Annotated in this window: 23 protein-coding genes; 17 read left to right on the forward strand and 6 right to left on the reverse strand. The window is 67.1% G+C overall.

From position 1 onward, the window contains the following. On the reverse strand, positions 1–384 hold the full coding sequence (locus BLT64_RS00460) for a DUF6152 family protein (RefSeq protein WP_011751034.1): 384 nt from the start codon (positions 382–384) through the stop codon (positions 1–3). Between the two features lie 220 nt (positions 385–604). Here BLT64_RS00460 and BLT64_RS00465 point away from each other — a divergent pair, with 220 nt between their 5' ends. The 10 genes from BLT64_RS00465 to paaZ all read left to right on the forward strand — a co-directional run bounded on the left by BLT64_RS00465 (position 605) and on the right by paaZ (position 12,012). Continuing rightward, on the forward strand, positions 605–2,977 hold the full coding sequence (locus BLT64_RS00465; RefSeq protein ID WP_011751033.1) for a penicillin G acylase: 2,373 nt from the start codon (positions 605–607) through the stop codon (positions 2,975–2,977). Positions 2,978–2,981: 4 nt separating this feature from the next. Further along, positions 2,982–3,938: a PaaX family transcriptional regulator C-terminal domain-containing protein gene (locus tag BLT64_RS00470; RefSeq protein WP_232290656.1), complete on the forward strand. Its 957-nt coding sequence runs from the start codon at positions 2,982–2,984 to the stop codon at positions 3,936–3,938. Positions 3,939–4,083: 145 nt separating this feature from the next. After that, positions 4,084–5,289, forward strand: coding sequence for a 3-oxoadipyl-CoA thiolase (pcaF, locus tag BLT64_RS00475; RefSeq protein WP_011751031.1), 1,206 nt, complete (start codon positions 4,084–4,086; stop codon positions 5,287–5,289). A gap of 18 nt (positions 5,290–5,307) precedes the next feature. Next, entirely contained in the window at positions 5,308–6,297 is a 990-nt protein-coding gene (gene paaA / locus BLT64_RS00480) for a 1,2-phenylacetyl-CoA epoxidase subunit PaaA (RefSeq protein ID WP_011751030.1), read from the forward strand. A 71-nt stretch (positions 6,298–6,368) separates the two neighbouring features. After that, the gene (paaB, locus tag BLT64_RS00485) at positions 6,369–6,653 is read left to right on the forward strand and encodes a 1,2-phenylacetyl-CoA epoxidase subunit PaaB (protein ID WP_011751029.1); all 285 of its coding nucleotides are present in this window, start codon (positions 6,369–6,371) and stop codon (positions 6,651–6,653) included. Next, complete coding sequence (gene paaC / locus BLT64_RS00490; protein WP_011751028.1) at positions 6,653–7,465, forward strand: 1,2-phenylacetyl-CoA epoxidase subunit PaaC; 813 nt, start codon at positions 6,653–6,655, stop codon at positions 7,463–7,465. The genes paaB and paaC overlap by 1 nt, the downstream gene beginning before the upstream one ends. A 6-nt stretch (positions 7,466–7,471) precedes the next feature. Then, complete coding sequence (gene paaD, locus BLT64_RS00495) at positions 7,472–7,993, forward strand: 1,2-phenylacetyl-CoA epoxidase subunit PaaD (RefSeq protein ID WP_011751027.1); 522 nt, start codon at positions 7,472–7,474, stop codon at positions 7,991–7,993. A gap of 31 nt (positions 7,994–8,024) precedes the next feature. Continuing rightward, positions 8,025–9,101 carry a 1,2-phenylacetyl-CoA epoxidase subunit PaaE gene (paaE, locus tag BLT64_RS00500; RefSeq protein ID WP_011751026.1) on the forward strand — a complete coding sequence of 359 codons (1,077 nt, stop codon included), beginning with the start codon at positions 8,025–8,027 and terminating at the stop codon, positions 9,099–9,101. Positions 9,102–9,123: 22 nt separating this feature from the next. Beyond that, entirely contained in the window at positions 9,124–9,876 is a 753-nt protein-coding gene (locus BLT64_RS00505) for a Phenylacetic acid catabolic protein (RefSeq protein ID WP_011751025.1), read from the forward strand. A 75-nt stretch (positions 9,877–9,951) separates the two neighbouring features. Next, on the forward strand, positions 9,952–12,012 hold the full coding sequence (paaZ, locus tag BLT64_RS00510) for a phenylacetic acid degradation bifunctional protein PaaZ (RefSeq protein WP_011751024.1): 2,061 nt from the start codon (positions 9,952–9,954) through the stop codon (positions 12,010–12,012). A 99-nt stretch (positions 12,013–12,111) separates the two neighbouring features. Here the strand turns inward: paaZ and BLT64_RS00515 are convergent, their stop codons facing one another. The 5 genes from BLT64_RS00515 to paaG all read right to left on the reverse strand — a co-directional run bounded on the left by BLT64_RS00515 (position 12,112) and on the right by paaG (position 16,305). Next, a complete protein-coding gene (locus BLT64_RS00515) occupies positions 12,112–12,897 on the reverse strand; it encodes an aminoglycoside adenylyltransferase domain-containing protein (RefSeq protein WP_041530720.1) in 786 nt (261 codons plus the stop codon). 95 nt (positions 12,898–12,992) lie between these two features. Further along, entirely contained in the window at positions 12,993–13,592 is a 600-nt protein-coding gene (locus tag BLT64_RS00520) for a TetR/AcrR family transcriptional regulator (protein WP_011751022.1), read from the reverse strand. 124 nt (positions 13,593–13,716) lie between these two features. Then, positions 13,717–15,027, reverse strand: coding sequence for a phenylacetate--CoA ligase PaaK (gene paaK / locus BLT64_RS00525; RefSeq protein ID WP_011751021.1), 1,311 nt, complete (start codon positions 15,025–15,027; stop codon positions 13,717–13,719). A gap of 28 nt (positions 15,028–15,055) precedes the next feature. After that, the gene (gene paaI, locus BLT64_RS00530) at positions 15,056–15,487 is read right to left on the reverse strand and encodes a hydroxyphenylacetyl-CoA thioesterase PaaI (RefSeq protein WP_199766664.1); all 432 of its coding nucleotides are present in this window, start codon (positions 15,485–15,487) and stop codon (positions 15,056–15,058) included. A 29-nt stretch (positions 15,488–15,516) separates the two neighbouring features. Beyond that, positions 15,517–16,305: a 2-(1,2-epoxy-1,2-dihydrophenyl)acetyl-CoA isomerase PaaG gene (gene paaG / locus BLT64_RS00535; protein WP_011751019.1), complete on the reverse strand. Its 789-nt coding sequence runs from the start codon at positions 16,303–16,305 to the stop codon at positions 15,517–15,519. A gap of 102 nt (positions 16,306–16,407) precedes the next feature. Between paaG and paaN the strand changes: the two genes are divergently transcribed. From paaN to BLT64_RS00570, 7 genes are all read left to right on the forward strand, one after another. After that, positions 16,408–18,057, forward strand: coding sequence for a phenylacetic acid degradation protein PaaN (gene paaN / locus BLT64_RS00540; RefSeq protein WP_086000179.1), 1,650 nt, complete (start codon positions 16,408–16,410; stop codon positions 18,055–18,057). 40 nt (positions 18,058–18,097) lie between these two features. Beyond that, complete coding sequence (locus tag BLT64_RS00545) at positions 18,098–19,243, forward strand: ABC transporter substrate-binding protein (protein WP_011751017.1); 1,146 nt, start codon at positions 18,098–18,100, stop codon at positions 19,241–19,243. 67 nt (positions 19,244–19,310) lie between these two features. Continuing rightward, a complete protein-coding gene (locus tag BLT64_RS00550; protein ID WP_011751016.1) occupies positions 19,311–20,183 on the forward strand; it encodes a branched-chain amino acid ABC transporter permease in 873 nt (290 codons plus the stop codon). Next, complete coding sequence (locus BLT64_RS00555) at positions 20,183–21,142, forward strand: branched-chain amino acid ABC transporter permease (protein ID WP_011751015.1); 960 nt, start codon at positions 20,183–20,185, stop codon at positions 21,140–21,142. Before BLT64_RS00550 ends, BLT64_RS00555 begins: the two co-directional genes overlap by 1 nt. Beyond that, the gene (locus tag BLT64_RS00560; RefSeq protein ID WP_011751014.1) at positions 21,139–21,918 is read left to right on the forward strand and encodes an ABC transporter ATP-binding protein; all 780 of its coding nucleotides are present in this window, start codon (positions 21,139–21,141) and stop codon (positions 21,916–21,918) included. Before BLT64_RS00555 ends, BLT64_RS00560 begins: the two co-directional genes overlap by 4 nt. Then, complete coding sequence (locus BLT64_RS00565) at positions 21,905–22,606, forward strand: ABC transporter ATP-binding protein (RefSeq protein ID WP_011751013.1); 702 nt, start codon at positions 21,905–21,907, stop codon at positions 22,604–22,606. Before BLT64_RS00560 ends, BLT64_RS00565 begins: the two co-directional genes overlap by 14 nt. Before the next feature lie 4 nt (positions 22,607–22,610). Next, positions 22,611–24,551: a 3-hydroxyacyl-CoA dehydrogenase NAD-binding domain-containing protein gene (locus BLT64_RS00570; protein ID WP_011751012.1), complete on the forward strand. Its 1,941-nt coding sequence runs from the start codon at positions 22,611–22,613 to the stop codon at positions 24,549–24,551. Positions 24,552–24,580 lie beyond the last annotated feature (29 nt).

The raw sequence follows: 24,580 nt of genomic DNA on the forward strand, positions 1-24,580 counted from the left end.
TCAGTCCTGGATGCGCTCGGGATACATGTCGTAATTCTGCCCGTCGATCACGATGCGGACGGCCTTCATATGCGCGCTTTGGTCCAGGTTGCGATTGCCGATTACCGTGATCGCATCGCCCGGCTGCGCCGTGTCGGCGGCAAAGCCCGAGCGCGCCGTCTGGTTGGGATTGCCCAGATCGACCTGCCAGACCGTGCCCTGGGCGTCGCGGACCTGGATCGTGGGATGGGGCGGGTTCATCGAGACGCTTTCGATGGTTCCCTCCAGCGTCGTCTGCTCGCCCTCGGCCCATGACCAGCCGTGATGCGCAAGCATGGGCGTGCCGCCAAGCGCCAGGGCAACGGCGAGGACGAGGGATGGAAAGGTGCGGGCGTGGATATGCATGTCGGACCTCTTTTCGGATGTTGGTCGGGACTGCCGCGCGGTGGATGGCCGCCCCACCATGATCCGCCAGCCGGCGCCGGTCTGCGCTGACAATCGCGTGAGCGCCGGGATCGGGATGCGTGATTTTGAGCGATCGGCTTTCATTAATTGACCGACCGAACGGTTAACTATAACCATGGCAACGCGCCGGAGGAGGCGCCTACACCCGGAGGAGAATCACATGTCCAGGTCCTTGCTTGGCCGCCTGTTGCTGTCGGCCGGCCTTTCCGTCCTTGTTGCCTGTCCGGCGTTGGCCGATACCCAGGTCGAGATCGTGCGCGACAACTGGGGCGTGCCGCATGTCTATGCCGACGACGTGCACGGCCTTTACGCGGGCTTTGGCTACAGCGTGGCGCAGGACCGGCTGTTCCAGATGGAGATGGCGCGGCGCTCGGTCCTGGGCGAGGTGGCCGAGGTGCTGGGCATCGAGCGGCTGCCCTTCGACATCCAGACCCGGGCCATGTTCGACCATGCCGATATCCGCAGCCAGATCGAGGCGCTGGCCCCGGAAGAGCGCGACATCCTGCGCGGCTATGCGGCGGGCTTCAACCTGTGGGTGGACCGGGTTCTGGCCGATCCGGCCAAGCTGATGCCCAGGCAGTTCAACGATTTCGGCTTCAAGCCCCGGCGCTGGACCGAGTTCGACGTGGCGATGATCTATGTCGGGACCATGGCCGGCCGCTTTTCGGGCTATAGCGCCGAACTGGGCAATGCCAAGACGCTGGCCGAGCTCGAGGCGCAATTCGGCCCTGAAAAGGCGCGCGTGCTTTTCGACCAGATGTTCTGGAACGAGGATCCGCTGGCCCCGACCACTGTGCCCGAGGGCGGGCAATACCAGCGCAAGGCCGGGCTGGCCCCGTCCGAGCCCGGCCGCTTTGCCGAATTGCTGCACGCGGGCGGGCTGCCCGGCGACGACGACCGCCCGCGCGCCAGTAATCTGTGGATCGCCGGGCCGCAAAAGACCACCGATGGCAGCACCATCCTGATCAACGGCCCGCAATTCGGCAATTTCAACCCGTCCTATGTCTTCAGCATCGGCCTGCATGGCGCCGGGTTCGACCTGACCGGCAACACGCCCTTTGCCGTGCCCAACGTCCTTTTCGGCACCAACGGCACCATCGCCTGGGGCGCCACGGCCGGGCCGCGCGACGTGAACGACTATTACCGGCTGGAGTTGAACCCCGAGAATCCGCGGCAATACCGCGCCCACGACGGCTGGAAGGAGATGACGGCCCGCCGCGAGACCTTCCGCGTCAAGGGCCAGCCCGAGGTCGAGACCACGGTCTGGGAAAGCGAATACGGCGTGGTCGGCCAGATCGATCCAGGGACGGCGACCGCCTATGCCTTCAACCGCGCCTGGAAGGGACAGGAGATCTCGACGCTCATGGCCTGGGTGGACTCGACCAAGGCGCAGAATTACGAAGAATGGCTGGACCAGGCGGAAAAGGTCGCGACCACGATCAACTGGTATTACGCCGACCGGGACGGCAATATCGGCTATGTCTCGCCCGGCCATGTCCCCGTCCGCGCCGAAGGCCACGACCAGCGGCTTCCGGCCCGGCCGGGCAAGGACGACTGGCAGGGCGTGCGGCCCTTTGCCGATGCGCCCAAGGGCTATAACCCCAGCCAGGGCTGGATCGCGAACTGGAACAACCGCTCGGCCAGGGGCGATGCCGCGAATTTCGAGGCCACGCCCTGGGGCAGCGCCGACCGGGTGGTCGAGATCATGGCGCGGCTCGACGCCAGGGAAAAGCTGACGCCCGACGAGATCTGGGACATCAATCGCGAGATCAGCTTTCTCGACATCAACGCGCGCTATTTCCTGCCCTTCATCCTTGATGCGGCCGAGGGCATCGACCCGCAAAGCCAGCGCGCCGAACTGGTCGAGATCCTGCGCCATTGGGACGGGCAGCAGATCCGGGCCGAGGACGGCCGCGCGACCACCTCGGCCGTGGGGCTGTTCCAGGCCTGGCTGGACGTGATGGTCGAGGACGTGCTGCGCGACGATAATCCGGCGATCCCGCCGGCGATCCTTTACAACCGCATCTCACGCACCGCGCAGATGCTGCACAACGCGCTGCTGGGCGAGCGGGCCGGCGTGCCGCAGACCCATGATTTCTTCAACGGCGCCGACGAGGCGGGCCGCAAGGAGATCATCCTTGCCTCGCTGGACAAGGCGGCCGCGCGGCTGGCCGACAGGTTCTGCAGCCAGGAGCCCGCCGACTGGCGCATCGAGATCAAGCAGCATGTGTTCGAGACCAGCAACTACCTGGGCATCCCTCAGGCCGGCGAGGACGAGGTTCGCGCCATCGGCACCTCGATGAACCGCGGCACCGAGAACAACCGGATCACCTTTCGCGAAGGCAAGGCCGAGTTCTGCGCGGTGACGCCGCCGGGCCAGAGCGGCTTCATCAGCCCCTCGGGCGAGGCTTCGCCGCATTACGAGGACCAGTTGGCGCTTTACGAGGGTTTCGATTGCCGCCCGCAGGCGCTGACCCGCGACGAGGTCGAAGCGGTGGCGGTGTCGCGCGAAACCCTTGCCGTTCCGCGGTAGGGGGATGGCCGGCATCCGCAGCCGGATGGTTGCGGCCGGGGCAAGCCGCATTGCGCATGACCGCTTTCCCGGCTTCAATGGCGGCGGTTGCGAATGGCGAGGACGGATGCGGCAGGGCGAGATGGCCAAGCGCGGGCTGATCGACGGGATATTGGAGGGGATGGCGCTGCGTTCGGCCGCGTTCATCGTCACCGTCTATGGCGATGTGGTCGTGCCGCGCGGCGGCGTGTTGTGGACCGGCACGCTGATCGAGGTCTGCGAGCGGGTCGGCATCAGCGAATCGCTGGTGCGCACCGCCGTCTCGCGCCTTGTCGCCGCCCACCGGCTGCGGGGCGAGCGGCTGGGGCGGCGCAGCTATTACCGGCTGGACGCCTCGGCCCAGCGGGAGTTCGACCAGGCGGCGCGGTTGCTTTACAAACCCGAGGTTCCGGCGCGCGGCTGGCAGATCCTGCACGCCCCCGACCTCACCGAGGACGAGGCCCGCCACCAGCGCATGGGCCATATGGGCGGGGCGGTCTTCATCCGTCCCGACCGCGGCCAGCCGGTGCCCGAGGGCGCGCTGCCTTTCCTTGCCTCGGACCCGCCCGAACTGGGCCGGATCGGGCAGTTCTGGGATCTCTCGGCGCTGCATCAGCGTTATCTCGACATGCTGGTGCGCTTTGCGCCGCTGGCCGAGGCAGGGGCGGCGCTGTCGGACGAGATGGCGCTGATCGCCCGGCTGCTCTTGGTGCATGATTATCGCGGCGTCCTGCTGCGCGATCCGCGCCTGCCGCAGCCCGCCCTGCCGCCGGACTGGCAGGGGCATGAAGCGCGGGCGCTGTTCCGCCGCCTCTATCGCCAGCTTTCGCCGGCGGCGGAGCGCTGGATCGGGACGCATTTCGAGGGCAGCGGCGGCTTCCTGCCCGAGAAAACCGCCGAAAGCGAGGCGAGGCTGGCCGATCTGTGCCAGGCAACAGATTGAATTAAATGGTTTATTTTGCGCATCCTCAAACATTACACAGAGGCCCAAGATTTTTCTTTCTTTGTGATGTTTGGGGCGGTATAAATTGACCAATCGGTCGGTGAATTGGAGAATCACCTGCCGTTGCCAAACAAGGGGAGAGAGCATGCAGGACGCCTTCATCTGTGATGCGGTGCGCACGCCGATCGGTCGCTATGGCGGGGCGCTGGCCTCGGTCCGGGCGGACGACCTGGCCGCGGTGCCGCTGAAAGCGCTGATGGAGCGCAATCCGGGCGTGGATTGGTCGGCGGTGGACGACCTGATCTATGGCTGCGCCAACCAGGCGGGCGAGGACAATCGCAATGTCGGGCGCATGGCGGTGCTGCTGGCCGGGATGCCGGTGGGCGTGCCGGGGACGACGGTGAACCGGCTTTGCGGCTCGGGCATGGATGCGGTCGGCATGGCGGCCCGCGCCATCAAGGCGGGCGATTGCGATTTCGTCATCGCCGGCGGCGTCGAAAGCATGACCCGCGCCCCCTTCGTGATGCCCAAGGCGGAAACCGCCTTTTCCCGCGCCAATGCGGTCTATGACACCACCATCGGCTGGCGCTTCGTCAATCCGGCGATGAAGGCGCGGTTCGGCATCGATTCGATGCCCCAGACCGCCGACAACGTGGCCGCCGATTTCAGCATCAGCCGCGCCGACCAGGACGCTTTCGCTGCCCGCAGCCAGGCCCGCTGGGAAGCGGCGCAGAAGGCGGGCGTCTTTGCCGACGAGATCGTGCCGGTCATCGTGCCGCAGAAGAAGGGCGAGCCCGTCGTGGTCGATACCGACGAGCATCCCCGCCCCGGCACCACGGCCGAGACGCTGGCCAAGCTCAGGGGCGTGAACGGTCCCGACCTGACGGTGACGGCCGGCAATGCCTCGGGCGTGAACGACGGCGCTGCCGCCTTGGCGATCCTGTCGGGTGCGGCGGCGGAGCGGCACGGCCTGGTGCCGAAGGCGCGCATCGTCGCCATGGCGGCGGCGGGGGTCGAGCCGCGCATCATGGGCATCGGCCCGGCGCCGGCGGCGAAAAAGGTCTTGGCGCGCGCGGGGCTGACCATCGGGCAGATGGATGTGATAGAATTGAACGAGGCCTTCGCCAGCCAGGCGCTGGCGACCCTGCGCGATCTTGGCCTGCCCGACGATGCCGCCCATGTGAACCCGAACGGCGGCGCCATCGCGATCGGCCATCCGCTTGGCATGTCGGGGGCCCGGCTTGTGACGACGGCGATGTATCAGTTGCATCGCACCGGAGGGCGCTATGCGCTTTGCACCATGTGCATCGGCGTGGGACAGGGCATCGCCCTCATCATCGAACGCGTTTGACCCAGGGAGAAGTTTGCCATGTATGCCCAGCTTGTGAAGTCCGAAGGGATGAAGGCCCGCGAGGAGATGACCCCCCAGGAGATTGCCTTCCAGGAGCGCATCGACCGCGGCGAGAAGATCGAGCCCAAGGAGTGGATGCCCGAAGGTTATCGCAAGACGCTGGTCCGCCAGATCGGCCAGCACGCGCATAGCGAGATCGTCGGCCAGCTGCCCGAGGGCAACTGGATCACCCGCGCGCCCACGCTGGAGCGCAAGGCGATCCTGCTGGCCAAGGTGCAGGACGAGGCCGGGCATGGGCTGTATCTCTATTCGGCGGCCGAGACGCTGGGCGTGTCGCGCGACGAGCTGATGGAGCTGCTGCATGCCGGCAAGATGAAATATTCCTCGATCTTCAACTATCCGACGCTGACTTGGGCCGACATGGGCGCGGTGGGCTGGCTGGTCGACGGCGCGGCGATCATGAACCAGGTGCCGCTGCAACGCACCTCCTACGGTCCCTATTCCCGCGCCATGATCCGCATCTGCAAGGAAGAAAGCTTCCACCAGCGCCAGGGCTATGCGGTGATGATGAAGCTTGCGGAGGGCACGCCCGCGCAGAAGCGGATGGCGCAGGACGCGCTGAACCGCTTCTGGTATCCGGCGCTGATGATGTTTGGTCCTTCGGACAAGGACTCGGTGCATTCGGCGCAGTCCATGGCCTGGAAGATCAAGATCAACACCAATGACGAGTTGCGGCAGAAATTCGTCGACCAGACCGTGCCGCAGGCGGAGTATCTGGGCCTGACCGTCCCCGACCCGGACCTGAAGTGGAACGAGGAAAAGGGCGGCTACGATTTCAGCGAGCCGGACTGGTCGGAATTCTTCGACGTGATCGCCGGCAACGGGCCTTGCAACAAGGACCGGCTGGGCGCTCGCGTCAAGGCCTGGGAGGACGGCGCCTGGTTCCGCGAGGGGCTGATGGCGCATGCCGAGAAAGCCGCCGCCCGCCGCGCGCAAGCCGCCGAATAAGCCCGCAATCGCCAGGAACAGCGCTGCCGGTCAATGGGGTTCGGGGCGCAACCAAGTTTAGGGAGAGAACCATGTCCAAGGAATGGCCGCTCTGGGAAGTCTTCATCCGGGGCCAGCACGGGCTGAACCACCGCCATGTCGGCAGCCTGCACGCGCCCGACGCCGAAATGGCGATCATGAACGCCCGCGACGTCTATACCCGCCGCAACGAAGGCGTGTCGATCTGGGTCGTGCCTTCGGCGCAGATCACCGCCTCCAGCCCCTCGGAAAAGGGGCCGCTTTTCGAGCCTTCGAACGCCAAGGTCTATCGCCACCCGACCTTTTTCGACATTCCCGAAGAAGTGGGGCATATGTGATGCCGTCGCTGCCTGACATGACCACGCCCCAGGTGGCGGAACTGGCCCAGCCCGATGCCGGGCAGGAGGCGTTCTTCGAGATGCTGCTGCGCATCGGCGACTCGGCGCTGGTCCTTGGCCATCGCGTGTCCGAATGGTGCGGTCATTCGCCGGCGCTGGAAGAGGACATCGCGCTGGCCAACGTGGCGCTGGACCTGATCGGCCAGACGCAGCTTTGGCTGGGCCTGGCCGGCGAGGTCGAGGGGCAGGGCCGCTCGGCCGACGACCTGGCCTATCTGCGCGACGCCTGGGATTTCCGCAACCTGCTGATCTGCGAGCGTCCGAACGGCGATTTCGGCCATACGCTGATGCGGCAGTTCCTGTTCGACGCCTGGCACTACGAGTTGTTGAAGGGGCTGGCGGCTTCGTCGGACCCGCGCGTGGCCGAGATTGCGGCCAAGGCGGGCAAGGAGGTGGCCTATCACCTGGAGCGCTCGTCCGACCTGGTGGTGCGGCTGGGCGACGGGACCGAGGAAAGCCATCGCCGGATGCAGGAGGCGCTGGACGCGCTTTGGCCCTATGCCGGCGAGATGTTCATCGGCGACGACAAGGACGCCGAGCTTGCCGCGCGCGGTATCGCCCCCGATCCGGCCAGCCTGCGCGCCGGCTGGGACGCCACGCTGCGCCATGTGCTGGGCGAGGCGACCTTGCAGATTCCCGACAGCGACTTTGCGCACAAGGGCGGTAAGCAGGGCATCCATACCGAACACCTGGGCTATATCCTGGCCGAGATGCAGTTCCTGCAACGCGCCTATCCCGGCGCAAGCTGGTAAAGCGCCATGGCCGCTGCGACCCATCCCAGCGTCGAGGAGGTCTGGGGCTGGCTTTCGGAGGTGCCCGACCCGGAGATCCCGGTGATCAGCCTGACCGACCTGGGCATCATCCGCGGCGTCGAATGGCAGGGCGACACGCTGGTCGTCAGGGTCACGCCGACCTATTCCGGCTGCCCCGCGACCAGCATCATCAACCTGGATATCGAGACCGCGCTGCGCGGCCGCGGCATCGAAAAGCTGCGGCTGGAACGCCAGCTGACCCCGCCCTGGACCACCGACTGGATCACCGAGGCGGGGCGGGAAAAGCTGCGTGCCTATGGCATCGCGCCGCCCATCGACGGCACGGCGGCGGACGGTGTGCTGGCCGGACGCATCGCCCGGATGACCGGCGCGAACCTGACCATCGCCTGCCCGCGCTGCGGCTCGACCAATACCGAAAAGATCAGCCAGTTCGGCTCGACCCCCTGCAAGGCGAATTATCGCTGCAAGGACTGTCTGGAACCCTTCGACTATTTCAAATGCCTCTGAGAAGGCACTCCGCTTCAGGAAGGATACCCACATGGCACGCTTCCATCCGCTGAAGGTCACCGACGTGCGCCGCGAGACGCGCGACGCGGTGGTCGTCACCCTTGCCCCTCGCGACGAGGACCGCGCGCTGTTCGACTTTACCCAGGGCCAATACCTGACCTTTCGCCGCGATTTCGACGGCGAGGAACTGCGCCGCTCCTATTCGATCTGCGCCGGCAAGGACGAGGGCGCGCTGCGCGTCGGCATCAAGCGCGTCGATGGCGGTGCCTTCAGCACCTGGGTGAACGAGAACTTGGCGCCCGGCGACGAGATCGAGGCGATGCCGCCGATGGGCAAGTTCTTTACCCCGATCGATCCCGGGGCGGAAAAGCAGTATCTGGGCTTTGCCGCCGGCTCGGGCATCACGCCGGTCCTGTCGATCATCAAGACCGTGCTGGCGCGCGAGCCGCGCTCGCGGTTCACGCTGGTCTATGCCAACCGCCAGATCAACACCATCATGTTCCGCGAGGAGTTGGAGGATCTGAAGAACCTGCATCTCGGCCGGTTCTCGGTGATCCATGTGCTGGAGCAGGAAGGGCAGGAGATCGACCTGTTCACCGGCCGCATCGACGAGGGCAAGATGGCGGCGATGTTCCAGCATTGGCTGGATGCCGAGGCCGTGGATACCGCCTTCATCTGCGGGCCCGAGCCGATGATGCTGACCGTGGCGGCAAGCCTGCGCGAACACGGGCTGCGCGACGAACAGATCAAGTTCGAGCTTTTCGCCTCCAGCCAGCCGGGCCGGGCCAAGGCCCGCGCCGTCTCGCGCGAGGCGGTCAAGGCCGGCGAGGGCGTTGCCGCCACGGTGACGCTGGACGGCGCCACCCGCAGCTTCCAGATGCCGCGCGAGGGCGAGACGATCCTGGAGGCGGCCTTGGCCAACAGCATGGACGCGCCCTATTCCTGCAAGGCGGGCGTCTGTTCGACCTGCCGCTGCAAGGTGGTGGAGGGCGAGGTCGAGATGGCCGTGAACCACGCGCTGGAGGATTACGAGGTCCGCGCCGGCTATGTGCTGAGCTGCCAGGCCTATCCGATCAGCGACCGCGTGGTCGTCACCTATGACGAATGATCAGGGCGCAGGGGAGGAACCGATGTCCGACACCATGAATATCGAGGACTATCTGGCGCAGGGCGGCGTTCTGACCGCGCCCGGCAACGTGCCTGCCCGCTATCGCGGCGAGCTTTTGCGGCTGATGTCGTCCTTTGTCGACAGCGAGCTTGCCGCCTCAGCCGGCTTTGCCAATGCGATCAACTTCGCCCCCGGCATCAAGGAGCGCATCGCCGCCAGCCGCATCACGCTGGAAAAGGCCGATCATGCCGAGCGCGTGCTGCGGGTGATGGGCGAGTTCGGCACCGATGTCGCGCGCTACCAGACCAGCCACGACTGGGCCGCGCGGGTCGAGCGGGATGCCGATCTGGGCACCGCGCGCCGGCCCGGCGACATGCGGCTGTCGGTGTTCCACTATCCCGTCGCCGGCTGGACCGATGCGGTGGTGATGAACGTGCTGCAAGGGCTGGCGACCGGGGTGCAGATGACCGAGCTGACCCGCGTCTCCTACGGCCCGCTGGCCGAGGTGTTCCGCGAGATCGCCCCGCGCGAGGCGCGTCATGCCGAGCTGGGTCTTGAGGGGCTGGAGCAGATCGCTGCGACCGAAGAGGGGCGCGAGGAAGCCCGCGCCGCCGTCGCCTATTGGCGGCCCCGCGTCGCGGCGGGCTTCGGCCTGACCCATTCGGACCGCTACGACACGCTGGCGCGCTTTGGCCTGCGCCACAGTCCGAACGAGGCGATGCTGGCCCGCTGGGAGGCGCTGGCCTCGGAACATCTGGCCGCGCTCGGCCTCTAATCGGCGCCGTCGGCCGCGTCCCTTGGGGCGCGGCCTGCCGCCTGACCAAAACGAAGACTGACCAAGGAAACGCCAATGACCACTCCGCGCCGTCTTGAAAGCTATGTCTGCGGCCGCTGGACCCCCGGCAGCCAGCAAGGCCAGACCCTGCTGGATGCCGCCACCGGCGAGCCGGTCGCCCTGATCGATTCAAGCGGCATCGACTTTGCCGCCGCGCTGGCCCATGGCCGCGACGTGGCCGGGCCGAAGCTGCGCGCCATGTCGTTTCACGAACGCGCCGGCATGCTCAAGGCCCTGGGCCTGGCGTTGATGGCGCAGAAAGAGGAATTCTACGCCGAAAGCCTGCATACCGGCGCCACCCGCACCGACGGTTGGGTCGATATCGAGGGCGGGATCGGCACCATGCTGACCTATGCCTCCAAGGGGCGGCGCGAACTGCCCAACACCCGCGTGCTGACCGATGGCGAGGTCGAGCCGCTGTCCAAAGACGGCAGCTTCAGCGCCCAGCATATCCTGACGCCGCTGCACGGTGTCGCGGTGCATATCAACGCTTTCAACTTTCCGATTTGGGGGATGCTGGAAAAGATCGCGCCGACGCTGCTGGCCGGCGTGCCCTGCCTGGTGAAACCCGCCAGCCAGACCGCCTATCTGACCGAATTGATGGTGCGCCGCATCGTCCAGACCGGCATCCTGCCGGAAGGCGCGCTGCAACTGATCTGCGGTTCGGTCGGCGATCTTCTGGATCATGTGACCGAACAGGACGCCGTGACCTTCACCGGCTCGGCCTGGACCGGGCGCAAGCTCAAGACCCATCCGGCGATCGTCGCCAATTCCGTGCGCTTCACCATGGAGGCGGACAGCCTGAACGCCTCGATCCTGGGGCCGGATGCGGTGGCGGGCACGCCCGAGTTCGACCTGTTCGTGCGCGAGGTCGCGCGCGAGATGACGGTCAAGGCCGGGCAGAAATGCACCGCCATCCGCCGCGTCATCGCGCCCCGCGCGCAGGTCGATGCGCTGGTCGCCGCACTGGACGAGCGGCTGGGCAAGACCGCGCTCGGCCTGCCGGGCGACGAGGGGGTGCGCATGGGTCCGCTCGCGAGCCTCGACCAGCGCGAGGAAGTGCGCGAGCGCATCCGCGACCTGCAGGCCGCGGCCGAGATCGTCGCCGGCGACCCGGACGCGGTGCGCGTGACCTCGGGCGATGCCGCCAAGGGCGCCTTCCTGAACCCGGTGCTGATGTATGCCGCCAAGCCCTTCGAGGCCGCGGCTGTGCATGAGGTCGAGGCGTTCGGTCCCGTCTCCACGGTCATGCCCTATGACGAGTTGGACGAGGCGGTGGCGCTGGCGCGGCTGGGCAGGGGTTCGCTGGTCACATCGGTCTTTACCGACGATCCCGAGGTCGCCGAGGAACTGGTGCTGGGCGTGGCGCCGTGGCATGGCCGGGTGATGATCGGCAACCGGGCCTCGGCCAAGTCCTCGACCGGGCACGGCTCGCCCTTGGCGCCGCTGGTCCATGGCGGTCCGGGTCGCGCCGGCGGCGGTGAAGAGATGGGCGGCATCCGCGGCGTCAAGCATTACATGCAGCGCACGGCGGTGCAGGGTGCGCCGCGGCTCTTGTCGGCGGTCACGGGGCGCTGGATCGAGGGCGCGGATGCGCAGCAGGGCATCCACCCCTTCCGCAAGTCGCTGGCCGAGTTGCGCATCGGCGACCAGTTGGTCACGGCCAAGCGCACCGTCACCCGCGAGGATGTCGAGCATTTCGCGCATTTCACCGGCGACACCTTCTATGCCCATATGGACGAGGCGGCGGCCAAGGCGAACCCGTTCTTTGACGACCGCGTGGCGCATGGCTACCTGATCGCCAGCTTTGCGGCGGGGCTGTTCGTCGAGCCGAACCCCGGCCCGGTTCTGGCCAATTACGGCGTGGACAACCTGCGCTTCCTGACCCCGGTCTATTTCGGCGACAGCTTGCAAGTGCGGCTGACCTGCAAGGAGATCAACCCGCGCGAGAATGCCGGCCATGGCGAGGTGCGCTGGGATTGCCAGGTCACCAACCAGAAGGGCGAGGTCGTGGCGCAATACGACGTGCTGACCATGGTGGCCAAGGAATGGCCGCTGGCGCAGGTGGCGGAATGAGATGAAAGGGCGGTGCTTCGGCACCGCCCCAGCGCCAGGCGGGTGGAAGCGTCCGAACCTTGTCTTTTGGTATCCGATCCTGTCAGGCGGATTTGAGCCCTAAGCGGTCATTGCCTCGGTGAGTTTCAGCGCCAGTTGGTCGGCCAACCGCCGCGCTGCATCCTGATCGTCGCCGTGCCAGCTGTCAGCGATCTCGCCAAGATAGGCCTGCCGCGCCTTTGCGAGCGTCAGAGCCTCTTCTCCGGTAAGCTTCGGGATCGCCCAGAGTGCCGCCTCATCCTTGCTCGCGAACGTCCCGCGGCAGGCGGTGTGCCACATCCTTGCAAGTGTCAGCAGGACATTCCTTGTGTCGTCCTGCAGTCCCTCCTGCAAGGATGGAAGCAGATCACGCATGGCGCGCCGGACGGCCGCCGCTGGGGTTTCTGGCAGAAGCACTTCTCTGTCCGGCCCGAACAGCGGTTTGGCCTCCTGTCGGGCTAGGGCGAGGACCAGAGTCAGTTCAGGGTTTTGAGCCGGCATAGGCTTCTCACCTGCCTCAAAAGCGTCCCGCAGCCACTCGCCGTAGATGAACTCCGCCCGTGCGGGAAACAGGTTGTCGGCAAGATCGCGCCGGCTAAACACCATGACCTCCATGCAGCGCCGTTCGCCCGGCACGGCCGGGTGGCGCGCGGAAAGCCGGAGTAGCGATGAGAGAAGTGCGGCGCGCTCATCTTTGGTGAGGCTTCTTTCTGCGACGGCCAGCAGGTCAATATCGCTTTGGGGCCGCAGCCCTCCCGAAACTGCAGAGCCGTGCAGATAGACCGCGAGCAAACCATCCCCAAGAATGTCGCACAGGGTTGCCATCGCAGCTGACGCTTGTTCGCTTTCTTCCGGCGCAGCCTGCATGTCACCTCGCTTTCGGCATGCAGACTAACAGGTGAACGACTGCTTTGTCCCGCAAACCTGCCGCCCTCGTCAACCGCCGGCGCGCCGGGGCCGCTTCACCGCACGGCCTTGATGCCCTCGAGGATCAGCGTCGTCGCCACGTCGGCGTAATCCTCGCGGGTGATGCGGCCGCCGTCGCGGAACCACATGTAGACCCAGTTCATCATCCCGAACAGCGACATGGTCACCGGGGTCAGCAGCGGGCGCTGCGGATCGTCCAGGTCGGGGTTGATCTCGCGCAGGACGGCGGCGAAGCGCTTGACGATGCGCCGCTCGACGCCAAGGATCTCGGCCTTCTGCTCGTCGCCCAGGGCAGGGGTGGCGTTCAGCTGCACCTTGTGCTGGTTGTCCGCGCCGCGATAACGCTCCAGCACCGTGCCCACCAGCTGGCGCAGGCGCTGCTGCGGCGGCAGGCCGGGATCGTCGGTTTCCTCGATGGCCGCGTCGAGCTCTTCCAGATGGGTGATGATGATGGCAAAGATCAGCGCGTCCTTGCTGGGATAGTAATGGTAAAGCAGCGCCTTGGACACCTGGCTGTGTGCGGCGATCTGCGCCATGGATGCCTTTTCCATGCCCAGTTCGGCAAAGACCTCGGCCGCCTTGTCCAGAAGGCCGCGTTGCTTTTCCTCGAAATCCACTGCCCGTGTCCGAGCCATGCCATCCTCATCAGATCATTTGTTCGCCCGCAGTCGAGAGGCGAGAAAAACAAGGGGGCACACGGCCCCCTAACGACTTAGCGGGTTTGCGACCGCATGTCATGCTGGTTGCCGCGATGCGGCATCATGTCTTGGGCCGGTTGTCAAGCACCCGCTTGGCCTTGCCTTCCGAACGGGCAATGGCGTTGGGGTCCTTGACCTCGATCCGGGTCGAGACGCCGACCACGCTTTTGATGTGATGCGCCAGCTCCTTGGCGGATTTGGCGCGGGCGGCCTCGTCGGTCATGTCGGGGGCGCATTCGACATGCACGGTCATGCTGTCCATGCGGCCCGAGCGGCTCAGTTCGATCTGGAAATGCGGCGCGAGGCCCTGGCATTTCAGGATCTGCTCCTCGATCTGGGTCGGGAAGACGTTGACGCCGCGCAGGATGATCATGTCGTCGCTGCGGCCGGTGATCTTTTCGATCCGGCGCATGGAACGCGCGGTGCCGGGCAGCAGGCGGGTCAGGTCGCGGGTGCGATAGCGCACCATCGGCAGCCCTTCCTTGGTCAGCGTGGTAAAGACCAACTCGCCGATCTCGCCGTCCGGCAGCACCTCGCCCGTGACCGGGTCGATGATCTCGGGATAGAAATGATCCTCCCAGATATGCAGCCCGTCCTTGGTCTCGACGCATTCCATGGCGACGCCGGGACCCATCACCTCGGAAAGGCCGTAGATGTCGACGGCGTGCATGTCGAACGCCTCTTCGATCTCCTGCCGCATGGCGTTGGTCCAGGGTTCGGCGCCGAAGATGCCGATCTTCAGCGAGGATTGCCGCGGGTCCAGGCCCTGGCGGCGGAACTCGTCCAGGATCGACAGCATGTAGCTGGGCGTCACCATGATGATGCGCGGCTTGAAATCGTCGATCAGCGTCACCTGCCGCTCGGTCATGCCGCCCGAGATCGGCACCACGGTGCAGCCCAGCCGTTCGGCCCCGTAATGCGCGCCAAGGCCCCCGGTGAACAGCCCGTAGCCATAGGCGTTGTGCAGGATGTCGCCCGGCCGGCCGCCGGCGGCGCGGATCGAGCGGGCGATCAGGTTCGCCCAATGGTCGATGTCGGCCTGGGTATAGCCCACCACGGTCGGCTTGCCGGTGGTGCCGGACGAGCCGTGGATGCGCACCAGCTTGGACTGCGGCACGGCGAACATCCCGAAGGGATAGGTGTCGCGCAGGTCCTGCTTGCCGGTAAAGGGGAATTTCGCGATGTCGGCCAGCGACTTCAGGTCCTCGGGATGGACGTCGTGCTCGATGAAGCGGTTGCGGTAGAAGGGCGAATTCTCGAAGGCGTGCTTCAGCGACCGCTTCATGCGGTGGAATTGCAAGGCCTCGATCTCGTCGCGCGAGGCGATCTCGATCGGGTCCAGCTCTTTCCTTTCGGGTGCCAGTGGGTGCATGGATTCCTCCCCTTGCGATGGGTTGCGGTCAGGATTCGACCGGCAGATGGGTGCCTTTGACGGTGCGGGAATGGCCGCGGAACTCGGCCACGTGCTGGCCGTCCTGGTTGGTGATGCGGATGTCGTAGATGCCCGAGCGGCCGCGGCGCGAGACCTCGCGGGCCTCTGCCGTCAGCCGGTCGCCGATGCGGCCCGGCAGCAGATAGGTGACCGAGCAATGCTGCGCGACCACCAACTGGTTGTAGCTGTTGCAGGCAAAGGCAAAGGCGCTGTCGGCGAGCGTGAAGATATAGCCGCCATGGCAATTGCCGTGCCCGTTCGACATGGCATCGGTGATGGTCATGGAAAGCGTCGCCTCGCCAGGGGCGATATGGTCCAGGCTCATGCCCAGCCGCTGGCTGGCGGAATCGTCGTTCCACATCGCCTTGGCCGAAGCTTCGGCCAGTTCCTGCGGGGTCATCTGGGAAACGGGTTTCATGGATGCGTCTTTCATTGTCCCCTGAACTCCGGCTTGCGCTTTTCCAGGAAGGCGGTGACGCCCTCGGCATAATCGGCGCTGCGGCCGGCCTGCCGCTGGCAGTCGCGCTCCATGTCCAGCTGTTCGTCCAGGCTGTTGGTGGCGGCGGCCTGGATCAGCCGCTTGGTCAGGCCCAGCCCCAGCGTCGGACCCGTGGCAAGGGACGCGGCCAGCGCCCCCGCCTCGCCCATCAACGCCTCGTCCGGGACGGCTTTCCAGATCAGACCCCAATCGGCGGCCTTTTCCGCCATCAGCGGCTCGGCCGTCAGGGCCAGCGCCTTGGCGCGCGGCTCGCCCAGGATGCGGGTCAAGCTGAAGGTACCGCCCGCATCGGGGATCAGCCCGATCTTCGAGAAGGCCTGGATGAACTTCGCCGATTTCGCCGCCAGCACGATGTCGCAGGCGAAGGCGATGTTGGCCCCGGCCCCGGCAGCGACGCCATTGACCGCGCAGACCACCGGCTTTTCCAGCGCCCGGATCAGCCGCAGCGTCGGGTTGTAGAAGGTCTCCAGCGTCTGGCCCAGGTCGGGGGCGGGACCGCCCTTGCGCGGGTCGCGGTCGCCCAGGTCCTGCCCGGCGCAAAAGCCGCGCCCGGCGCCGGTCAGCAGCACCGCCCGCACCGCCGCATCGTCATGGGCGCGCTGGATGCCGGCGCGCAGCGCCAGGTGCATCTCTTCGTTGAAGGAATTCAGCTTGTCGGGGCGATTGAGCGTCAGCGTCAGCACGCCGTCGGCCAAGGCCGCCAGGACGGTTTCCGTCATCGGTAAAACTCCCTTGCCCCGTTTTCCGAGGCTCCCTGAAAATTTTTGTTGCATAAACCGACCGGCCGGTCAATGATAATCTGGCAAGGTGAGGGGAACGCCGTGACAGAATTTTTCGACCGCCATCGGCCGATGCTGGACGCCGCGCTGGATGCGCTGCGCCAACGCGCATTCTGGAGCCCGTTTCCCGAGATTCCAAGCGGCAAGATCTATGGCGAAACCGCGCGCGAGGACGGCCAGGCGGGGTTCGAGGCGCTGCGCAATGCCGCCTTCGATCTGCCCGGGCATCCGAATCAGCGGCAACTGGGCGCCGAGGTGTCGCCCTTTGGCGGCGCCTTGGGAATCACCTATCCGGCTGCCGATGCCCAGACGTTGGTCGCGGCGGCGCAGGCGGTGCAGCCGGCGCTGGCATCGGCCAGCCCCGAGGCGCGGGTGGGCGTCTGCCTTGAGGCGTTGGCGCGGCTCAACCGCGTCAGCTTCCTGATGGGCCATGCCACGATGCACACCACCGGGCAGGCTTTTGCCATGGCCTTCCAGGCGGGCGGGCCGCATGCGCAGGACCGCGGGCTTGAGGCGGTGGCGATGGCCTGGGACGAGATGACCCGCTTTGCCCCGCAGGCGCGCTGGGAAAAGCCGCAGGGCAAGGCGGCGCCGATCCTGCTGGAAAAGCACTGGTCGATCGTGCCGGCGGGCCTGTCGCTGGCGATCGGCTGCAACACCTTCCCGACCTGGAACAGCTATTCCGGCATCTTCGCCAGCCTCGCCACCGGCAATCCGGTGATCGTCAAGCCGCATCCCGCCGCCATCCTGCCGCTGGCGCTGACCGTGCGCGTGCTGCGCGAGGTGCTGGCCGAGGCCGGGCTGCCCTCCGATTCGGTGCTGCTGGCCGTGGACGAGCGCGGGGCCGAGATCACGCAGCAGCTTGCGACCCAACCGGCGGTGCGGCTGATCGACTATACCGGCTCGGCCGCTTTCGGGGACTGGCTGCGCGGCCACGCGACGCAGGCGCAGCTGTTCACCGAAGAGGCCGGCGTGAACACCGTCACCATCGCCGCCACCGACGATTTCGCCGGCATGTGTGCCAACCTGGCCTTTTCGCTGGCGCTTTATTCCGGGCAGATGTGCACCGCGCCGCAAAATATCTATGTCCCGGAAGGCGGCATCGATACCGACCAGGGCCGCGAGAGCTTCGATGAGGTCGGGCTGGCGCTGGCCGCGGCCATCGACGCATTGCTGGCCGATCCGGCCCGGGCGGCCGGTATCTGCGGTGCCATCGCCAACCAGGCGACGCTGGAGCGCGTGCAGCAGGCGCGCGGGCTTGGGCGGGTGCTGCGCGATTCGGCGCCGCTGGGGCAGGGGCGCACCGCGACCCCGCTGCTGTTGGCGATGCGGGACGGCGATCCGGCCTGCGAGCGGGAATGCTTCGGCCCCGTCGCCTTCGTCGTCGCGGTGAAGGATGCCGATGCCGCCATCGCCCGCGCCACCGATCTGGCGCGGCGCAAGGGCGCGATCACAGCCGCGCTCTACGACCGGGACGAAGCGCGCATTGCCTGCGCCGCGCAAGCCTTTGCCGCGGCCGGCGTCAACCTGTCGGTGAACCTGACCGGCAATATCTATGTCAACCAATCGGCGGCCTTCAGCGATTTCCACGTCACCGGCGCCAACCCGGCCGGCAATGCCTGCCTGACCGACACCGCCTTCGTCGCCAGCCGGTTCCGGCGTGCCATGTGGCGCCGGCCGGTGGCGGCCTGACCCAACCCAAGTCAACTAGTTCTCTGGGAGGAGACGCACCATGAAAAAGACCCTGACGACGACCGTTCCGGCCGCGCTGATCGCGCTTGGGCTGGCCGGGGCCGCCAGTGCCGAGATCAAGATCGGCGCCTCGGTTTCCGCGACGGGCCCTGCCGCCTTCCTCGGCGACCCCGAGGCCAAGACGCTGGAAATGCTGGTCGAGGAAACCAATGCCAAGGGCGGCATCAACGGCGAACAGATCGCGCTGGTGCTCTATGACGACGGCGGCGACGCCAACAAGGCGCGCACCTTCGCCACCCGCCTGATCGAGGACGACGAGGTGCAGGCCATCATCGGCGGCACCACCACCGGCACCTCGATGTCGATCCTGTCGGTGGCCGAGGATGCCGAGATCCCCTTCATCTCGCTGGCCGGTGCCATCGACATCATCCAGCCGGTCAAGCCCTTTACCTTCAAGACGCCGCATACCGACCGCATGGCCTGCCAGAAGATCTTCGAGGACATGCAGAAAAGCGGCATCCAGAAAATCGGCATGATCTCGGGCACCGACGGCTTCGGCGCCTCGATGCAGGCGCAGTGCAAGGACGTGGTCGGCGAATACGGCATCGAGATCGCCGCGGACGAGACCTATGATCCCAAGGACGCCGACATGACGGCGCAGCTGACCAAGATCCGCAACACCGCGGGCGTGCAGGCAGTGCTGAACCCGGGCTTCGGACAGGGCCCGTCCATCGTGACGCGCAACTATCGCCAACTGGGCATCGAGCTGCCGCTTTACCAGTCGCATGGCGTCGCTTCGGACGGGTTCATCGAGCTGGCCGGCAAGGCGGCCGCCGAGGGCGTGCGCCTGCCTGGCACCGCGCTGCTGGTCGCGGACCTGCTGGCCGAGGACGATCCGCAAAAGCCGGTGGTGACCGCCTACAAGGCCGCCTTCGAGGGCAAGTTCAAAGAGCCGGTCGGCACCTTCGGCGGCTATGCCCATGACGGCTTCGCGCTGCTGGTCGATGCGGTGACGCGCGCCGGCTCGGCCGAGCCGGCGGCGATCCGCGATGCGCTGGAGCAGACCTCGGGGCTGGCGGGCACGACCGGCATCTACACCATGTCGCCCGAGGACCATCTGGGCCTGGACCTGTCGGCCTTCCGCATGCTGGAGGTCAAGGACGGCAGCTGGTCCATCGTCGAATGAACCCGCGCGGTCCCCGCAAGGGGACCGCTTCCGCCCGCTCGGGAGAGCCCAGCCAGAGAGCCTCGGCATGTCTGAACTTTTGCAATTCCTGTTTTCAGGGCTGACGGTGGGCGCGGTCTATGCGCTGGTCGCCCTTGGTTTCACGATCATCTACAACGCCTCGGATGTGGTGAACTTCGCCCAGGGCGAGTTCGTCATGCTGGGCGGCATGATCACATGGTTTGCCCATGCCGCCGGGCTGCCGCTGCCGCTGGCGGCGCTGATCGCCATCGTCGCCACCGCCGCGCTGGGGGTCGCGATCAACAAGCTGGCCATCGAGCCGGCGCGCGGCGCGCCCGTCGTCTCGCTGATCATCATCACCATCGGCGCCTCGGTCTTTCTGCAAGGCGCGGCGCAGCTGGTGTTCGACAAGCAGATCCACAGCTTCCCGGCCTTTTCGGGCGACACGCCGCTGCGCATCGGCGGCGCGACGATCCAACCGCAAAGCCTGTGGGTGATCGGCGGCGCGCTGGTGGTCTTTGCCGGCCTGTGGCTGTTCTTCACCCGCACGCTCCTGGGCCGGGCGGTGCTGGCGACCTCGAACAACCGGCTCGCGGCCCAGCTTGTCGGCATCAACACGAATTTCGTCATGACGCTGTCCTTTGCGCTTTCGGCCGGGATCGGTGCTCTGGCGGGGGTGCTGGCGACGCCGATCACGCTGACCGCCTACAATGTCGGCATCGGCTTTGCGCTGAAGGGCTTTGCCGGTGCCATGCTGGGCGGCATGGGCAATCCCAAGGGCGCGCTGGCCGGCGGCTTCCTGATCGGGCTGATCGAGGCGCTGACGGCGGGCTACCTGTCCTCGACCTACAAGGAGGCGGCGGCATTCGTCGTGATCCTGCTGGTCCTGTTCTTCATGCCGCAGGGCCTGTTCGGCCGCAAATCGACGGAGCGGGTGTGATGCCGAGACTGACCGCCAAATCCGCCACGTTGCTGGTGCTGGCCGCGCTGATCGCGGTGACGCCCTTTTTCTTTCCCTCGGGCTATTACTACCGGGTCGGCGCGCTGATCTTCGTCAACGGGCTGGCCGTGACCGGCATCGTGATCCTGACCGGCTATGCCGGGCAGATCAGCCTGGGCCATGCCGGTTTCGCCGGTATCGGCGGCTATGCCTGCGCCTTGGCGCCGACGCATCTGGGCCTGCATCCTTCGCTGGCCGTGGTGCTGGGCGCGGCGATCTCGGGCGTGCTGGCCTATCTGGTCGGCCGGCCGATCCTGCGGCTCAAGGGCTATTACCTGGCCGTGGCCACGCTGGGCTTCGGCATCCTCGTCTCGATGGTGCTGAACAACGAGCGCCAGCTGACCGGCGGTCCCGACGGCATCGCGGTGCCCGAGCTGGGCCTGCGCGGGCTGCTCAAGGACTGGGGGCTGGACCTGACCAACGGCCAGTTCTGGTATTTCTTCTGCGGCATCGCGCTGCTGATCGGCGCCTGGATCGCGCTGAACCTGCATCAAAGCCCCAGCGGCCGGGCGCTGCGCGCGCTGCACGGCTCGGAAATCGCCGCCGGCACGGTGGGGATCGACGTGGCGCGGGTCAAGCTGCAGGCCTTTGTCATCTCGGCCGTCTATGCCTCGGTCGCGGGCTCTCTGGTGGCGCTTCAGAACAAGTTCATCACCCCCGACGTCGCCGGCTTCATGCATTCGATCGAGATGGTGACCATGGCCGTGCTGGGCGGGGCCGGTTCGGTCCTGGGCGCGATCTTCGGCGCCGGCATCCTGACGCTGCTGCCGCAGGCGCTGACCGTCTTTGCCGAATACGAGCAACTTGTCCTCGGCCTCGTGATGATGCTGGTGATGATCTTCCTGCGGGAAGGGCTCTTGCCCTCGGTCCTGCGCAAGCTGAGGGGGAGGGGCGAATGACGCTGCTTTCGGTCGAGGGTCTGGGCATCAGCTTCGGCGGCATCAAGGCCGTGCATGATGTCAGCTTCAAGGTCGAGCCGGGCGAGATCGTCTCGGTCATCGGCCCGAACGGCGCCGGCAAGACCACGCTGTTCAACATGATCTCGGGCGTCTATCGGCCCGGCTTGGGCCGCGTGGTGCTGGAGGGCGAGGACGTGACCGGCATGGCGCCGTTCCGGCTGGCGCAGCGGGGCATGTCGCGCACCTTCCAGAACCTGCAGATATTCCAGAACATGACGGTGCTGGAAAACGCCATCTCGGGCTTTCACTTGCAGGAAAAGGGGCCGGTCCTGGCGGATCTCCTGCATCTGCCGTCCTCGCGCCGCCGGGCGCGGGCGGCCGATGCGGGCGCGCGCGCGCTTCTGGCCCGCGTCGGGCTGGAGCGCGCGGCGGATCGCGAGGCGGGGAACCTGTCCTATGGCTCGCTCAAGCGGCTGGAGATCGCCCGCGCGCTGGCGATGAAGCCCAAGGTGCTGTTGCTGGACGAGCCGGCGGCGGGCTGCAACGCCGTCGAGACCGAGGAGATCGACCACCTGATCGCCGAGGTCGCGGCATCCGGCACCGCCATCCTGCTGGTTGAGCACGACATGAAGATGGTCATGCGCATCTCCAGCCATATCGTGGTGCTGGACCATGGCGAAAAGATCGCTGAGGGCTCGCCGGCCGAGGTCAGCCGCAACCCGGCGGTGATCGCCGCCTATCTGGGAACCGAGGAGGGTGCCGATGCTGACGGTTGAGGGCTTGCGCTCGCGCTATGGGCGCATCGAGGTCTTGCACGGCATCGACCTGCATGTCGATTCCGGCGAGATCGTCACCGTGGTCGGCGCCAACGGCGCGGGCAAGACCACGTTGCTGCGCTGCCTGTCGGGTGTGCAGCCGGTCTCGGCCGGCACCATCACCTTCCGCGGCGAGCCGCTGACCCCGGTGCCGGCCTTCAAACGGCTGGCGCGGGGGCTGGCGCAATCGCCCGAGGGGCGGCAGATCTTCACCAACCTGACGGTCGAGGAGAACCTGCGCCTCGGCGCCTTTCTCTACAGCGACGACCGGGTGGAAAAGGACATGGAAGACGCCTTCCAGATGTTCCCGATCCTGAAGCAAAAGCGCAACCTTGCCGCCGGCGGCCTGTCGGGCGGCCAGCAGCAGATGCTGGCCATGGCGCGGGCGCTGATGGGGCGGCCGTCCTGCCTGCTTCTGGACGAGCCGTCGATGGGTCTGGCGCCGATCATCGTCCAGCAGATCTTCGACGTGGTCAGCGGGCTCAAGGCGCTTGGCGTCACCGTGCTGCTGGTCGAGCAGAACGCATTCGGTGCCTTGAAGATCGCCGACCGCGGCTATGTGATGGAAACCGGCCAGATCACCATGCAGGGTCCGGCCGGGGAACTGATCGCCGATCCGCGCATCCGCGAAGCCTATCTGGGGATATGAGGAAATGACCGTAACCATTGCCCGCCAAGGGGAAATCGCTGTCGTCACCGTAGACAACCCGCCCGTCAACGCACTGTCCGCGGCTCTGCGGCAGGGACTGTGGGATGCCGCGGACACGCTGGACGCCGACGCCTCGGTCGCGGCGGTGGTGCTGGTCTGCGCCGGCCGCACCTTCATCGCCGGGGCCGACGTGACCGAATTCGGCAAGCCGCCGGTCCCGCCGCACCTGCCCGATCTGGTCGCGCGGATCGAGGGCGCGCAGAAGCCCTGGACCGCCGCGATCCACGGCTCGGCGCTTGGCGGCGGGCTGGAGGTCGCGCTGGGGTGCCGGTTTCGCGTGGCGGTCCCGGATGCCTCGCTGGGCCTGCCCGAGGTGAGCCTCGGCATCGTTCCCGGCGCCGGCGGCACGGTGCGCACGCCCCGCGTGGTGGGTGTTCCGGCGGCGGTCGATCTGGTGACCTCGGGCCGGCCCATGCGCGCGGCGAAAGCCGCCGAGGCCGGGCTGGTCGATGCGGTGATCCAGGGCGATCTGCTGGAAGGCGCCGTGACCTTCGCGCGGCAGGCGTTGACCCGGCCGCTGCCCGAACCTGCCTCGTCCCGGCCTGTCGCCGCGCCGGAAGCCGAGTTCTGGGCCGAGCAGGAGAAAGCCGTGGCCAAGGTCGCCAAGGGTGCCGCCGCGCCGCTGCGGGCGCTCGCCTGTCTGCGCAAGGCGGCCGAGGCGGGCTTTGCCGAGGCCATGGCCTTTGAGCGCGAAACCTTCCTGGAACTGCGCGGCTCGGATCAGGCGGCGGCGCTGCGCCACGTCTTCTTTGCCGAGCGTGCCGCGCCGCGCCCGGCTGCATTGCGCGACGTGGAGCCCTTGCCCCTGCGCCGCGCGGCGGTGATCGGCGGCGGCACCATGGGCGCCGGCATCGCCGCGGCCCTGCGCGACGCCGGCCTGCCGGTGGTGCTGGTCGAGCGCGACGACGAGGCGGTGGCGCGCGGCATGGCCAACCTGCGCGGCATCTTCGACGGCGCGGTGCGGCGCGGCAAGCTGACCGAGGCGCAGGCCGCAGCCCGGCTGGCGGGCGTCGCCGGGACGACCGATTACGCCGCGCTGGCCGATGCCGACCTGGTCATCGAGGCGGTGTTCGAGGAAATCGGCGTCAAGCGCGCCGTGTTCGAGCAACTTGCCCGGGCCTGCGGCCCAGATGCGGTGCTGGCGACCAATACCTCTTATCTCGACCCGCGCGCCATCGCCGAGGGGCTGCCCAATCCCGGCCGCTTCATCGGCCTGCATTTCTTCAGCCCGGCCAATGTGATGAAGCTCCTGGAGATCGTGCCGGTGCCGGAAACCTCGGACCGCACGCTGGCTACCGGCTTCGCGCTTGCGCGGGCGCTGAAAAAGATCCCGGTCCGCGCCGGCATCTGCGAGGGCTTCATAGGCAACCGCATCCTGAAACGCTATCGCGCGGCGGCCGAGGCGCTGGTCCGCAAGGGCGTGCCGATTGCCGAAATCGACGCCGCCATGCGCGGCCACGGCTTTGCCATGGGTCCGTTCGAGGCGCAGGATCTGGGCGGGCTCGACATCGCCTTCCTGCAACGCGAGGGCGCGCGGGCGGCAGGGCAGGACGTGGCCGAGACGCTGGGCGACATCCTGGTGCGCGTGGGCCGCAAGGGGCAAAAGACCGGCGGCGGCTGGTATGACTATGCCCCGGGTGAGCGCAAGCCGCAGCCCTCGGCCTCGGTGGCAGAGTTGCTGGCCCGCGAAATCGCGCCCGGCGCAGCGATGAGCCGTGACCAGATCGCGCAGGCCCTTGTGGCCGAGATGGCTGCCGAGGGACAGGCGATCCTGGACGAAGGCATCGCCCAGGCGCCCGCCGACATCGATCTGGTGGAAATCCACGGCTATGGCTTCCCGCGCTGGCGCGGCGGGCCGATGTTCGCCACCGGCATCCGGGGCTGAAGGAAGGAGACGGGTAGGCTGGTCGCCCG

Origin of the sequence: Paracoccus denitrificans (genome assembly GCF_900100045.1) — a bacterium.
GTDB lineage: Bacteria > Pseudomonadota > Alphaproteobacteria > Rhodobacterales > Rhodobacteraceae > Paracoccus > Paracoccus denitrificans.